This window comes from Quyinboa ferrireducens (assembly GCF_042436675.1).
In the GTDB taxonomy this organism is placed as follows: domain Bacteria; phylum Bacteroidota; class Bacteroidia; order Bacteroidales; family UBA5342; genus JBHJHP01.
The window spans coordinates 161,048-175,496 of record NZ_JBHMVA010000002.1; the positions used below are offsets into that span (position 1 = coordinate 161,048).

General features: G+C 35.9%; 12 protein-coding genes. 10 read left to right on the plus strand and 2 right to left on the minus strand.

The features are described from left to right. Window positions 1–63 precede the first annotated feature (63 nt). Genes ACE01N_RS04125 through ACE01N_RS04135 form a run of 3 tightly spaced genes read left to right on the plus strand, consistent with a single transcriptional unit; the run spans window position 64 to window position 3,745 of the window. On the plus strand, window positions 64–1,308 hold the full coding sequence (locus tag ACE01N_RS04125; protein WP_380585114.1) for a radical SAM protein: 1,245 nt from the start codon (window positions 64–66) through the stop codon (window positions 1,306–1,308). 2 nt (window positions 1,309–1,310) lie between these two features. Next, window positions 1,311–3,275: a GNAT family N-acetyltransferase gene (locus ACE01N_RS04130; RefSeq protein WP_380585116.1), complete on the plus strand. Its 1,965-nt coding sequence runs from the start codon at window positions 1,311–1,313 to the stop codon at window positions 3,273–3,275. 56 nt (window positions 3,276–3,331) lie between these two features. Further along, on the plus strand, window positions 3,332–3,745 hold the full coding sequence (locus ACE01N_RS04135; protein ID WP_380585118.1) for a DUF1801 domain-containing protein: 414 nt from the start codon (window positions 3,332–3,334) through the stop codon (window positions 3,743–3,745). A 32-nt stretch (window positions 3,746–3,777) separates the two neighbouring features. On the opposite strand, the gene ACE01N_RS04140 is transcribed toward ACE01N_RS04135, so the two are convergent. Both ACE01N_RS04140 and ACE01N_RS04145 read right to left on the minus strand, forming a co-directional pair. Then, entirely contained in the window at window positions 3,778–4,452 is a 675-nt protein-coding gene (locus ACE01N_RS04140; RefSeq protein WP_380585120.1) for a hypothetical protein, read from the minus strand. Between the two features lie 74 nt (window positions 4,453–4,526). Then, entirely contained in the window at window positions 4,527–5,015 is a 489-nt protein-coding gene (locus ACE01N_RS04145; protein WP_380585122.1) for a DUF456 domain-containing protein, read from the minus strand. 94 nt (window positions 5,016–5,109) lie between these two features. On the opposite strand from ACE01N_RS04145, the gene ACE01N_RS04150 reads away from it, so the two are divergent. From ACE01N_RS04150 to ACE01N_RS04180, 7 genes are all read left to right on the plus strand, one after another. After that, window positions 5,110–5,886, plus strand: coding sequence for an MBL fold metallo-hydrolase (locus ACE01N_RS04150; RefSeq protein ID WP_380585124.1), 777 nt, complete (start codon window positions 5,110–5,112; stop codon window positions 5,884–5,886). 1 nt (window position 5,887) lies between these two features. Next, a complete protein-coding gene (gene mazG, locus ACE01N_RS04155; protein WP_380585126.1) occupies window positions 5,888–6,673 on the plus strand; it encodes a nucleoside triphosphate pyrophosphohydrolase in 786 nt (261 codons plus the stop codon). A gap of 1 nt (window position 6,674) precedes the next feature. Beyond that, window positions 6,675–6,935 carry a hypothetical protein gene (locus ACE01N_RS04160; protein ID WP_380585128.1) on the plus strand — a complete coding sequence of 87 codons (261 nt, stop codon included), beginning with the start codon at window positions 6,675–6,677 and terminating at the stop codon, window positions 6,933–6,935. 1,481 nt (window positions 6,936–8,416) lie between these two features. Beyond that, window positions 8,417–10,792, plus strand: a complete 2,376-nt coding sequence (locus ACE01N_RS04165; protein WP_380585130.1) for an AAA family ATPase — start codon at window positions 8,417–8,419, stop codon at window positions 10,790–10,792. A 13-nt stretch (window positions 10,793–10,805) separates the two neighbouring features. Further along, on the plus strand, window positions 10,806–11,483 hold the full coding sequence (locus ACE01N_RS04170) for an HNH endonuclease (RefSeq protein WP_380585132.1): 678 nt from the start codon (window positions 10,806–10,808) through the stop codon (window positions 11,481–11,483). 225 nt (window positions 11,484–11,708) lie between these two features. Next, window positions 11,709–12,785, plus strand: a complete 1,077-nt coding sequence (locus ACE01N_RS04175) for a hypothetical protein (RefSeq protein WP_380585134.1) — start codon at window positions 11,709–11,711, stop codon at window positions 12,783–12,785. Between the two features lie 210 nt (window positions 12,786–12,995). Then, window positions 12,996–14,174 (plus strand): hypothetical protein, encoded by a 1,179-nt coding sequence (locus ACE01N_RS04180; RefSeq protein ID WP_380585136.1) that lies wholly within the window; start codon window positions 12,996–12,998, stop codon window positions 14,172–14,174. Window positions 14,175–14,449: the final 275 nt, after the last annotated feature.

Genomic DNA, 14,449 nt, shown 5'->3' on the forward strand with positions numbered 1-14,449 from the left:
ATTCCCGACCAATAGCTTTCCGGGTGCAATAATCAAAAACGTTCAATTTTATTTTTATTCTGAATGAAAGCATTCATTCATTATTTGAATGATCTGGTATCTGAACAAAAAGATGCCTTTTCAAAATACCAGGATATCCGTTGGTTAAATCCGTATGAAGCGGATGTGTTCCAGTTTAAGCGGGATGAGCTTCTGAGCAAAAATCCGGGCCGTTTGTTCAAGGGAACCAAAATATTTCATAAGGGCATTTCCAATGGTTGCTCGTTGTGTGGTAAAGGTATGTGGAGCTGTCTGTTCATAACCGGAAAATGTAATGCCGGCTGTTTTTATTGTCCGGCACCTCAGCAGACCGATGAACTACCAACATCGCAGGGATTAACATTTGAAACGCCGGAAGCCTATGCGGAATACGTCAATTATTTCGGTTTTAAAGGCGTAAGTTTCAGCGGAGGCGAACCTTTGTTGTATTTTGAACGGACACTGGAATATCTTAAAGCGGTACGTTCCATGTGTGATCCGGATATTTATATCTGGCTTTATACAAACGGAATTCTTGCCAGCGAAGAAAAGTTCCGGTTGCTGGCTGAGGCAGGATTGAACGAAATACGGTTCGATATAGGTGCAACCCGCTATTCACTTGAAAATGTGAAGAAAGCTAGCGGAATTATACCAACGGTAACCATTGAGATTCCTTCAGTTCCGGAAGAAAAGAATCTCATAATAGAACTTTTACCTGATTTGGTGAAGGTCGGTGTCAAACATCTGAATCTGCATCAGTTGCGGTTGACGGATCACAATGCTACTAAATTGCTTAAACGGAATTACACTTACATTCCGGCAGAAAAGCCTGTTGTACTGGAATCGGAGCTGGCGGCACTCGAAATTATTGATTATGCCAGAGATAATCAGATTGATATTGGGATCAATTACTGCTCGTTTTATTTTAAAAACCGGTTTCAGAAAGCCGGTTTCAGAACGCGTGTAAATACTGCAATGGGTGTTACCGGTGATATGCTCACTGAAAAAGGAAATATCCGTATGATTAGCGCTGGCGCTGTTCAGTACAGTAGCTATTTTGTTAAAGATAAAAGCGATATGTCTGCTTCGGATCATACGACATTAAAACTTGCCGGTAAAACATATCATGTGTATCGGTCACCGGTAACGCAAGCTGTGAAATTTATGGAACATCAACAGCCGGATATCGTAAAACTAACAACGGAGGAGCCGAATCAAATTCCCGATGACCCCGTGTTGTTTAAAATCTGGCAGAATGAATATATTGAAACGAATTTAAGAGATTACTAACAATGGAAGTTAAAATTAGCTGTGCGTCACTGGAGGAATTACAATTTCTTGAAGATCTGGAGAAAACGTGTTTTATTGAAATCCAACGCAGTTCGCGCAGGATGTTGCGGCTGAGCCTTACAAGCCAGTTTCAGGATGTATTTCTGATTTCGGTTCAGAACGGGAAAGAAGAAACCTATGCCGGCGCTATGGTGGTGCATTACCACAAACGGACGCTCAGGCTCTATTCCATAGCCATTCTTCCGCAGTTCAGATCGTTGAAGCTTGGGAAAAAGCTTATGGCCTATTGTTTTGAAAGGGCAGAACTGATGAAGTTCGAAAAAGTTTCGCTGGAAGCCATGGCATCAAATAAGTCGCTGATTTCGTGGTACGAACAATTTGGTTTTAAGGTCACAGGTGTTCTCAGCGATTATTATGCTGCAGGTTACGATGCTGTGAAAATGATTTACCAGCTACCGGTACAATCAGAGAAGAGTTCTAAGGAGAATATTATTGTAGTTGATAATCCCGGGCAGTTTAAGTTTGTACCGGATAATATTCAGGTGGTTCCTGCTAAAAAATATATCAATACCAAAAAATATCAGGAACTTCGGAATGCAAGGATTTTTAACCTGTGCAGTTCCTATAAATATCAAAGTACGGGCTATTATGTTTCATTGCTGGCATCGGCACGCGACCATCGTGTGGTTCCGAGTGTGACTACCATTGGTGATTTTAAAAATGCTTCGGTCATTAAAAGTATTTCAACCGAGGTTGATGAATTGATCCAAAAAGCATTTAACGGCATCGCAGAGAAGAAAGTCAGTTTGAATATATATTTTGGTCAAACGGAAGACCGGAGACTGAAACAACTGGCCGGTAAGCTCTACATGCTGTTCGAAACGCCTTTGCTTCAGGTCCATTTTGTGAAGGAAGACAACTGGATGATTTACAAGGTACAACCGCTAAACGTGAATAAACTTCCGGTTGAGCACAAAGAATTGCTGGAGCAGTTTATGGAAAATTTCTTTTCCAAAAAGCGTTTTCATATTCCGCGACTGAAAAATTATAAATATGATCTTGCTGTGTTGGTCAATCCGGAGGAAAAAAATCCGCCTTCTAATAAAAAGGCCCTGGAAAAATTTAAGGCTGCGGCAGACAGGGCCGGTTTTTATATGGAGTACATCACAAAAGATGATATCAACCGTTTGAGTGAATTCGATGCGCTGTTTATCCGCGAGACTACCAATGTAAACGATTATACCTACCGTTTCTCCCGAACGGCTTATGCCGAAGGTTTGGTTGTAATTGATGATCCGTGGTCAATTCTGCGGTGTTCCAACAAAATATATTTGTACGAACGCATGGTACTGAACCGGATTCCCATTCCGGCTTCCAGGGTTTTGGCAAAAAGCCAGTTTAAACCAACGGATGCCGATGCGCTGGTATATCCGCTGGTGTTAAAACAACCGGACGGGTCATTTTCAAAGGGAGTAAGTAAGGTTCATAACAAAGAAGAGCTGCAGGAATCACTCAGGATCCTGTTTAAAAAATCAGAATTAATCATCGCACAGCAGTTTTTGCCATCTGATTTTGACTGGCGTATTGGTATTTTGGATGGACAGCCTTTATATGCCTGTAAATATTATATGGCCAAGGGACACTGGCAAATATATAACTGGAAAGGAAAAAAGGATGATATGGAAGGTATGTCCGAAACATTACCCGTTTCAGAGGTGCCGGAAAAAGTCTTAAAAGTGGCTCTGAAAGGTGCATCCTTAATGGGGGACGGATTATATGGCGTTGACTTAAAAGAGGTTAACGGAGAAGTCTTCCTGATTGAGATTAATGATAACCCGAATATAGATTACGGGATTGAAGATCTTGTGTTGAAAAAATCATTATACGATCGTGTTATGGAATCGTTTTTGAATCGCATAGAGTTGTCGCGTAATATTACCCGTTTTATTGCTGCCGATCCTGTTTAACCCGGAGCTTTCAACAAATGATTGCCGTTTCTTGTTTTTTCCTGAAAAAGGAAGATATGGCTGAACTAAAAACAAAACGGACAGAAAATGATGTAATTGACTTTATTAATACCATCGATGATCAGGAAAAGAAGGCGGATGCATTGGTATTGATGCACATGATGCAAGAAATAACGGGAGAAGAGCCTGCCATGTGGGGCGAAAGTATTGTTGGATTTGGTTCTTACCATTATAAATATGATTCGGGAAGGGAAGGAGACTGGTTCATCACCGGATTTTCTCCAAGAAAACAGAGCCTTACAATTTATCTTATTTACGGTGTGAATAAGCTCACAGGCATAAAAGAACTTGGTAAATATAAAACCGGAAAAGCCTGCTTGTATGTAAAAAGATTGTTAGATGTTAATATGAATGTTCTTCATAATTTAATTTCAGAAACATACATTAAAATGCTGAACAGAAATAAATAATACTAAATCCCAAAGCCTGATTATAAGGTGTTTTAATCCTGGTTCATTGTCGACAGAATCTGAGGCGGTTTCAGATAGCGTCTTGCTTTTAATCTTTTATATTGTGGTGTTGCTTTAGGTGATTGTTGTACAAAACGGGACCATTCGTACAGCTGCCAGCCCAAACCCTTATCAATCGTCAGCATATCAATCTGGTGCTCATAGAAGGTTCGCTTCTCTTCGCTTAAATACCAGACAGCCCGTTTTAATATGCCACCTGCACCAACGCTCCTGTAGTCCAGTATGTGTGCCAGCTCATGGCCAAACAGACCAACAGCTGCCTGGTAGTTAACATCTCTGAGTATAATGTTTCCAAAATTATTGTCTTTGTTGATCCGCAGAATATAATCCCGGTTATGTTTCGGTTTGAATATCACCGACCAAATGGTGGGACGCATGGAAAGTGTTGTTTTTATGTTGCCTGTTTTGACCCGGATATGTGAATTTCGTAGTTCGGGATAGTAGGACAGGGCGGTGTAAAATGCTGTGGCATAGCGATCCGGAATGCCTGATACATCCTGAAACTCCGTTTTCAGGATGTCGATTTTATGCACATACAAAGTACTGTCAATGTACCTGATAAGCTGTACATCGTCTTTTTGTCCGAAAGCAACTAAACTTAATAACGGTAAAACTATGAGCAATATGTAACCTTTCAACCGCATCATCTCCAAACGTGCTCATGCGCAAAATAATAAAAATGAGGAAGAATTAAAACCCGGAGCGCATTTAAATACCTGCGCTAATTTATTCCCTGGAACATTTCGCGAAAAAATATCCACGTCATCCAGCCTGAAGCCACCAGCTTTACGCCGGTTCCGAATAAGAAACCTACAAAAGCGCCAAATCCTGCTTTTAAGGCTTTATGGCTTTCCTGTCCGGCCATCATTTCACCAATTACGGCTCCGGCAAATGGCCCGATAATGATCCCGAATGGAGGGAAAACAAACATTCCGATAAGCAGTCCGATTATGCTTCCCCAGACTCCCCATTTGGATCCCCCAAACTTTTTGGTGCCCCAGATAGGAACAAAATTATCCAGTACAGTAACTATTACGGCTATGATCCCCCAGGTTATCAGTGTGTTTCCGTTGATCTGTACATATTTGGTAAAGTGGAGTACGAGAAGGCCAACAAAACTTATCGGAGGTCCCGGAATGCCAGGTAAAATGCATCCGGCTAATCCAATCAGGATAAGGATAACTCCCAGGCTGCTAAGTAGAATATCCATTTTTTTCAAACAAAAATAGAATAATTTACAACTCTTTGTGAATAATTCCGGTTAAATAAACACATCGGATTTACTTTTATTACTTTTGTTTTTTATGTCAAATCAACTGAAAATAACATTTCTGGGAACGGGCACATCGCAGGGAATACCGGTGATTGGATGCCGGTGTGATGTCTGTGTTTCGGATGATCCAAGAGATAAGCGGCTGCGTTCTTCTATTCTGGTTCAATACGGAGAAACGAATGTGGTTATTGATGCAGGACCGGATTTCAGGCAGCAGATGCTCACCTGCGGGATAGATCATATGGATGCATTGATCCTGACACACGAACATAAGGACCACATTGCCGGAATGGATGATGTGCGTGCTTTTAACCGGATATCAGGTGATGCCGTAAAGGTATATTGCGAGGAACGGGTGAGCAAGGTGGTTAAAACAGAGTTCAGTTATGCCTTTAAGAACTTTCGCTATCCGGGCATACCAAAATTCGATATCCATCTGATTGATGATAAAACTTCTTTGGTGCTTCAGGATGAACCGTTTATGCCGGTTCGCTGTATGCATTATAAACTTCCGGTTCTGGGGTTCCGGATCCGGAATTTTGCCTATCTCACAGACCTGAGTTCTATCCCTGAAAGTGAAATTTCAAAACTGCAGCATCTGGATGTACTGGTGATTGATGCTTTACGGCATGAAGAGCATATTTCGCATTACAACCTTGAACAGGCCCTGGAAGTGGTGGAACAGTTAAAACCCGGAAAGGCTTATCTGACACATATCAGTCATGGCATGATAAAACACAGTGAGGTATTGAAACAACTGCCGGCAAATGTTCAGCCGGCTTATGACGGATTAAAACTTATACTATAATATGAGCACAAAGCAGGAACGGATGGATGCATTTGGTGAATTGCTGGACATCATGGACGAATTGCGTGAGAAATGTCCGTGGGACAGTAAGCAGACCCTGGAAAGCCTCCGTCATTTAACCATTGAAGAGACATACGAACTTTCGGATGCTATTCTGAAAGGAGACCTTAAAGAGATAAAAAAGGAGTTGGGGGATATTTTACTGCATATTGTGTTTTATGCAAAAATAGGAGAGGAGAAACAGGCTTTTGATATCACTGATGTCCTTAACGGCATCTGTGAAAAACTGATTTACCGACATCCGCACATTTTCGCCGACACAGAAGTGGCAGATGCATCAGAGGTGGAGCGGAACTGGGAAAAGCTGAAACTCAAGGAAAAGGATGGTAACCGGCGCGTACTGGAAGGTGTTCCCACGGCGCTGCCTGCGATGATTAAGGCACACCGGATACAGGATAAGGCACGCGGTGTTGGTTTTGACTGGGATCAGAAAGAACAGGTTTGGGATAAGGTGCGTGAGGAACTGGCTGAACTGGAATTTGAGATTAAGGCCGGTAATGTTACCGATACAGAAAAAGAATTCGGCGACCTGTTTTTTAGTATGATCAATGCGGCCAGGTTGTACGGAATTGATCCTGAAGCGGCTTTGGAACGAACCAACATCAAATTCATTCAGCGCTTTAATTACCTGGAGGATCAGACGCTGAAGAAAGGAAAATCACTGAAAGACATGAACCTGGAGGAGATGGATAAAATCTGGGAGGAAGCCAAGCATAAAGCGCATTGAAATGAAAAAACTCGACCCCACACCGTTTGGTTTAAACAGCAGAACAGATTTACAACAGGTTGATGAGCGTACTATTGCCATTGTGAAGAAGATTAAAAGCCGGATCATTAGAAAGGATGCGGAAAAAATTGTGGCTATGGCTGATACAATTCAGGAAAAAGAGCCGGGACAGAAAGTCATCCTGGTTTGTACATCCAATATCTGTTCTAAGTCTAAAGCCTTGCTGAAGGAAAAAAATATTGACATACAAATTGAAGAATAATTTAGGTAAATTGTGTTGATAATGACACAATGCTGTAATGTCATCTTAAAATCAGCACGTTACATTTGTACTGTATTAAAGGGATTGGCATTACAATTGCAATTAAACGAATTGGGAGTTCAGGCGTGGATTCCCTTTTTTTATCATACTCCAAAGCTTCAGCGAAGAAGTATATCAATCGTGAAACGTGACGTGTTACAGGTTACAGGTTACGAGTTACAGGTTACGAGTTACAAGTTACGACTCCTGACTTAAAAATGAATAATGAAAAATTTAAAATGAATAATGGAGTATGTCTTGTAAGGCATATTGACTCTTAGTATGCGGTGTTCCTCCCCATATTAACGACTTCCAAAGAACATCTGCGAAAATCCGCGAATTAATCGGCGTATATCTGCGAGAAAATAGCTATGTGAATCGTAAGACGTAACGAGTTACGAGTTACAAGTTACGAGTTACTACTTCTGACTTACAAATGAATAATGAAAAATTTAAAATGAATAATGGAGTATGTCTTTTAAGACATATTGACTCTTAGTAGGCGGTGTTCCTCTCCTTATTAATGACTTCCAAAGAACATCTGCGAAACTCCGCGATTTAATCGGCATATATCTGCGAGAAAATAGCTATGTGAATCGTAAGTCGTTGATCGTGAGACGTTAAATGTGACGGGGTGCGGGTTGCAAGTTACGAGTTACAAGTTACGAGTTACGAGTTACAAGTTACGACTACTGACATACAAATGAATAATGGAGCATGCCTTGTAGGGCATTTTGACTCTTAGTAGGCGGTGTTCCTCCCCTTATTAATGACTTCCAAAGAGCATCTGCGAAAATCGGCGTATATCTGCGAGAAAATGATGTGTTGTGAACCGCCACAACTCCCGTATAACGACATACAAATGAATAATGAAAAATTTAAAATGAATAATGGAGCATGTCTTGTAAGGCATATTAACTCTTAGTATGCGGTGTTCCTCCCCTTATTGATGACTTCCAAAGAACATCTGCGAAACTCCGCGATTTAATCTGCGTACATCTGCGAGAAAATAATGTGTTGTGAACCGCCACAACTCCCGTATCACGAATTACGGCTTACGACTTACGAGGACAAAGTCTCCCGGCTACGTCATCGAGAACATCCAATTTCATTCGAAACCCAAAGAAGCAATTCCTCATTTTTCATTCTTCATTATTAATTCTTCATTTAAAATGCTTACTTTTAACCTGATAAAAATGAAATGAACCCGTTCCTGTTTGGATTAGCCTGATAATAATATGATTTACGTTACAACATATACGTACACCATAAAAGTGGAAAATAAAGCTGAATAGAAATCGGCTCTATTGTCTTGTTTGTGAGCATCAGTGGAATAAGTATTAGTATATATATCATAGTTGGAGATAGGAATGTAAGGTGTTCAAATTTAATGCATTATATGTGCCTTTTGTTAGATAATTATACAACTAAAGAATAAGATAATGGCAAAGTATAATATTATAAATGAAAATAATAAAGGACTAAGAACTTTCCCAAAAATATTAGTAAAAGAATATTATTTAAAAAGAAGGATATCTCTTAAAAATAATCATATTGCAAGTCTCCCTAATTATTTTATTAAGCTTAAAAATCTTGAATATTTAAATCTTTCCGGAAATAAATTTGTGTCATTCCCCAAAGTCATTGGAGATTTAGAAAATTTAATTGAAGTAGATTTCAATTTCAACTTAATAAATGAAATTAATAATATTGGCTTATCAACGTCAATACAAAAGATAAGTATGGAGGGAAATAGTATTGATAAATTTCCAAATAATATTCAAGAATTAAAAAACCTAAGATCGATCAACTTATCTAACAATAAATTGACAGAATTTCCAATTGAACTTTGTAAGTTAAATTCGATAACCTCAATTGATTTATCCGATAATAATATTGGATATTTACCTTCTGATATTAAGAATTTAACAAACTTAGTAAGCTTAAATTTAAACAATACAAATCTCAATAAATTTACAAAGGAATTAAAAGAACTGCCTAATCTTCAAGAATTGCATATAAGTGGGAACAATTTCAAACTTCCTCCAAATTACAATCCATTAACTCCACTAAACACAATTGATTTTTTTCTAAAACAAGAAGAATTTGCAAAATTAAAAACGACAAAAGCTTATGTTTTTAAAAATCAGAGTAAAAAAATTATTATTGATAAATACAACTCAATTCTTGAAAAATTCACAGAAGAAAAAGGAATAGACATTGTTTTCATCGAAGAATTGGAAGACATTAGTAAAGATGCAACAATTGTTTTTATTATAATTTGTTTTGATATTCATGATGATCCTCAGTTAGTTGGTAAAGTCATAGATAAATGTAAAAAGCTAGATCTCAATTTTTTTATCCTTATGGAAGAGGATATTATAGGAGGAAGATCATTTGTAAATCTTTCAAAGGGAGCTCTTGTAGATGCTCAGCATAATGAATTAAAGAAAAATTTTCAAATAAGATATTTTAAAGAATATGGAGAATTGATAAATATTATTTTTAATGCAGTAAACCAAAGGGCACCAAATATAAAATTGACGAATATTGAATTAACCAATATTGGACATTTTTCAAATATTAGTATTCCAATAAGCAAAAATGTTTGTTGTATTGTAGGCGAAAATGGAACTGGGAAAAGTACAATTTTAAAAGCAATAGCTCTTGCAACAATTGGGAATGATTTTGATAGCATAAACAAGAACGAAATCTACAAATTATTAAGAATTAAAGAATTGGATGATAATAGTAATATCAAATATTACAATGGAAGGATTAAGCTTGACTATACAATAGATGGTGATTCTTATATTAATGAGATAAGTATTATAAATAATAATGAAGATGGTTCATTCTCCATAATGAAACGAGGAGATTTTGAGATCTCTACCACAGGTCAAAATCTTAAATCTCTAATTCTTGGATTTCCTCAGATTAGAGGCGGTTTTATTAATAAAAGTAATAGCCTCATTAAAAAACTAAATCAGCCTCATATAGATGATATTCTTCCATTAATAAATGATACTGAAAGTAATAGACTTAGTTCTTATGGTAATTGGATTGCACAATTATTTTTTGATGCAGTAAAAAAAGAGTATGAAAAGGATTTAAAGGTTAAAGAATGGCAAATAATAAAAAAAGCTTTCGAGGTAATTTCTAGCTTTTCTGACTATGATATAAAGTTTAAAACGGTTGAAAGTGGTGAATCACCTGTTGTTTGGGTTATAACAAATGGTGCCCCAAATGGAATTCCTCTTGATTTTGTAAGTCAGGGATTTAAGGTTGTAATGGGTTGGTTGGGATATTTTATGCAAAGACTTATTGAGTCCTATCCTGTTCAAACACCTGATCAATCTACAAATAGTCATGCAATTTTAATTATTGATGAGATTGATACTTATATTCACCCTAAATGGCAAACCAAACTTATTAACATCCTAAGAAAAATATTTCCAAATACTCAGTTTCTTCTATCTACTCATTCTCCCCTTGCAATTTCATCTTGTGAGGAGGGTGAAGTAGTTTTACTTGAGATAAAAGAAGATGGCATCTCCCTAAAAAATATTGACAATATTAAGGGTTGGTCTGTTGAAAATATATTGCATGATGTAATGGGTGTTGAAAATACTAGGGATAGCGAGGTTGCAAAAAAGATTTCTGAGATTGAAAAATTATTTATTAAAAAATATAAAAATACGATAACTAAAAATGAGGAGAAAAAAATGAATGAGCTAATAACAGATGTTGATAATTTACCGCCAAGTGATCCAGTTATTACTTTACTCAACCTTAAAGCCTTAAAAGGCGATTCTTAAAAATAAAGTAGATATGCACAATATTAAAAGATTGGAAGAACCCAATATTCTAAAAGACAATAAACAGAAATGGACAGAAGAACTTCTTTTTGAAATACAAACAAAAGGAGGATTTGATAAAGTCGATGATTCATTTAAAAGGCATTATAAACAAAATGAAGTTTCGGAAGTATTAAAAAAAATGAATGGAGGGGGCTACTGCTATTATTGTGAACAAAAAATAGGAAAAACAGATTATGCACACATTGAACATTACAAACCCAAAAATCAATTCCCCGAACTGTGCTTCGAATGGAAAAATTTGCATTATAGTTGCCATAAATGCAATATCAAAAAAGGTGTTAAATGGAATTTGGAGCATCCAATATTAGACCCTTGTGATGAGGATACAAATATTGAAAATCATATATCTTATTCGCTATGGGAATTATCTGGTGAGTCTGACAATGCGTTAACAACAATAGATACTTTTTACCTTAATGATATTGAAGAAAGAGAAGAATTAGTAGACGCTAGAAAAAAAGTTTTTTTGGAATTATTAAGAGTGATTGAAAGTATTAATATGATATCAGATAAGGTGAAAAAAAGAAAAAAAATTGAAGATTTAAAAAGGCATGCATCCGAATTTGAATTTAAGGGAATGATTAAATTTTCCATAAAATCATTTATTAAGGAAGATAATTTATTATAAGCATCCTATGTATAATCTAAATTAGCTAAAAAGAAAAAAAATGAAGTACTATAGCACGTAAGAAGATTAGAATTACATGGCTGGGGTCGGCTTGATTCGACAAGTCGAATCTCTTCAAACCTCAGTTTTGGTCGGACACTCAGAGTTTCTTCTGACCGCCACGACCTTATACCACCGCCGTTATAGCCAATGCTAAAGACGACAAACAATCAAAATTTCAGGTATATGAAAACAATATTCATAGAAAAGAAAAGAACCATTAAAGTTTCACGATTGACTATTTATGTTTTTGCACTTATAGCTTCTTTTGGAATGTTTTCGTGTGAAAAACTTGAAAATAATCAAAATACGATTAATAAAGTTACAATATCTTTTGAGTCAAATTACGACCCTCTTCCGCCTGAGTTTGCAAAAATCTATATATGGGGGGGAGCTTCTGATATTAATGGACAGAGCATGACATCAGTTTCAGGAAAATATATTTACGACTTCCAGATAACACAGGAGAAAGAGTATATTTTCAATATAGAGACTAATAATCAACCAGTCTGTGGACTTGATGACAATGAATGGATTGCTTTTAAAAATGGAATAAGAGCTAAAGAAATAAAAGTTAATGATTCTGTGCTTGATAAAACATTTTTATTTAACAATAACCAAGGTGGCAGTAACTTCATTTTTAAAGTAAATCAAGAAGGAGAAATTGTTCCAGGTACTGGAAATCCTCTGACAATTAACGAGAATATTCCTCCTGAAATTTGGCATACAAAAGAAGCGGTTCATTTAACTCCGTCTTCTTTAATCAATAAATATACAAATGCCTGGTTCTCTGTAGTACATGACACAAAAAAAGGAGGAGTGAGTAAAGTCGAGATTGAAAGTCTTAAGCTTTTTGCAAGATTAAATAATGGACAGGACGTTTTACTTGCCTCTGACTTTTATGATACAGAATGGGGTGGTAAACTTTATATAAGGTATCCTTACTTTGAATGCTCATTAAATGAATCTTTTCAATGGCAAATGCCCGCACAATTAAGTAATGGAAAATTATTATTCTTTCCTTCTGATATCACAAATCGTGTATGGCATGGGTGGTGTACAGGTGCGTGGTCAAAGGTTCCAACTAATACAAACAAACTCTGGATAGAGGCGGAAATTAGAATTACTGGTAACGCATTGATGCAATTAGGTGTTGATATCAAAACAAATCAAAATACAAATGAAGGTTGGTCTGAATATGGTGTAAGTGATTGGTTTTTCGCGACAAATAATTTTCAGACTGTATATTTCAATAAACCTTGAAAATTCACTTGTGATAAAAAAAGCAAAAATTAAAGCACATGGCTATAACACAGTACATATTGCAGGGCGGGGTTTGGTGTTACGCCAACTGCGGATTCTCGCATCGCAGTTCCGTGTCCTTCGGACAGGAACGCTCTTCGAAATCCGCAACAATAACTTACAAGTGACCGTTGTGCTTCATGCTGGTCAAACCATACAAACAAAAATCATATGATAAAAAATTACAATTCTAGACAACAAAAGATTTACTCAGATTATTCAGGTTATTCAACTGAGAAATTAACAGAAGCAATAAACTCTAATAAATATGTTCCTCAAATTTCAGAAATAATACAAGATATCCTAGAGGAAAGAAGATTGAATACAAATCTGAAATCTCAAACAGAATTAGCAAGTACTGAAAACACAGATGAGATTTCAAATATAAATAACATTGTATCAAACATTGACACCTTAGTACGTTTAATTTGTCAAGATGAGGAACCAATTTGTAAAGCATTTATTAATTGGAATTTAACTGAAAGAAAGGATGATACTCTTTCAAAAGCTATGGGTATGATTGCAGGTGTTGCAATAGGAGGTGCGATTGGAGAAATGATTTTTGGAGGCTCAATACTTTCAAAAAGAAAATCTTATTATGAAGGTCAGCTTGGAATCATAATTTTAATCACAAATCAAATAATTATATGTCATACATTAGCTCCCTTTACAGACACAAAGGCCTTGATAACAAACGGACACATCCTTCATCTGCTTGAAAAAATAAAAAACAAAACAATTACTGTTAAACTTTATAAAACATCCGATATTGAATTTCATAAAATTAATAATTCATTTTCGATTTATAAAAAAAGTATTATAGACTTATCTTTTAATGAATCAATATTAGAAGTAAAAAATGAAACTTGTAATATAAGTTCATTAGAGGATTTTATTAATGAAGTAAAAAGGACAGGAACCCGAGTGCCTTTAGATGAAATAATTAAATTACTAAAAAACAATACGAATCCATTTGTAAATTGTGATATCAAAGAATTTATTGATGATAAGGATTACATGTATTATATATATGAGAAAATAATTCTAAATTCAAATAGAGAAACTTTATTTAAAAACCTTGATATTTTGGATCCTTTGGTTAGGTCCAAGATCATTAAGCTTGTAGAGATAAATAGTCGTACTGTTATTAAGAAAAGTATTATTTTATCATTTTTTGTGTTAATTACAATTTTTGCATTAAATAGCTTATCAGCATTTAACAATATTGATGAATTATTCAAGGTACTTGCATGGATTGGTTTAATAATTGGATTTATTGTTTCAATTAGTTTCTCTATAAGACTATGGAAAGCACATATTTGTAAAAAGCTTATAAATCAAAACTTATAAATCAAGTCTATGCTATAATGAATAAACGATTTGCAATAGAAAATATAAATCAGACCAAAATTCATAGTATGCACGAAAACACAATAAGGCTAAGCACTAATTTAGTGTAAAGCATGTGCTTATAAATTTTTAAACCATGTGCTTTAACAAACAGGCAAAAAAACATCCTGCAAGCTTTAGAACAATCATGAGACTGTGTGAAAAAATTTACTTCAACCGTAAATAAATTAGACAATGAGATTATATGATGATTTTTAATGTGCTGATATTAAATA

Coding starts and splice junctions, on each gene's coding strand:
- ACE01N_RS04125 (WP_380585114.1), top strand. CDS start 64: ATGAAAGCATTCATTCATTATTTGAATGATCTGGTATCTGAACAAAAA.
- ACE01N_RS04130 (WP_380585116.1), top strand. CDS start 1,311: ATGGAAGTTAAAATTAGCTGTGCGTCACTGGAGGAATTACAATTTCTT.
- ACE01N_RS04135 (WP_380585118.1), top strand. CDS start 3,332: ATGGCTGAACTAAAAACAAAACGGACAGAAAATGATGTAATTGACTTT.
- ACE01N_RS04140 (WP_380585120.1), bottom strand. CDS start 4,452: ATGATGCGGTTGAAAGGTTACATATTGCTCATAGTTTTACCGTTATTA.
- ACE01N_RS04145 (WP_380585122.1), bottom strand. CDS start 5,015: ATGGATATTCTACTTAGCAGCCTGGGAGTTATCCTTATCCTGATTGGA.
- ACE01N_RS04150 (WP_380585124.1), top strand. CDS start 5,110: ATGTCAAATCAACTGAAAATAACATTTCTGGGAACGGGCACATCGCAG.
- mazG (WP_380585126.1), top strand. CDS start 5,888: ATGAGCACAAAGCAGGAACGGATGGATGCATTTGGTGAATTGCTGGAC.
- ACE01N_RS04160 (WP_380585128.1), top strand. CDS start 6,675: ATGAAAAAACTCGACCCCACACCGTTTGGTTTAAACAGCAGAACAGAT.
- ACE01N_RS04165 (WP_380585130.1), top strand. CDS start 8,417: ATGGCAAAGTATAATATTATAAATGAAAATAATAAAGGACTAAGAACT.
- ACE01N_RS04170 (WP_380585132.1), top strand. CDS start 10,806: ATGCACAATATTAAAAGATTGGAAGAACCCAATATTCTAAAAGACAAT.
- ACE01N_RS04175 (WP_380585134.1), top strand. CDS start 11,709: ATGAAAACAATATTCATAGAAAAGAAAAGAACCATTAAAGTTTCACGA.
- ACE01N_RS04180 (WP_380585136.1), top strand. CDS start 12,996: ATGATAAAAAATTACAATTCTAGACAACAAAAGATTTACTCAGATTAT.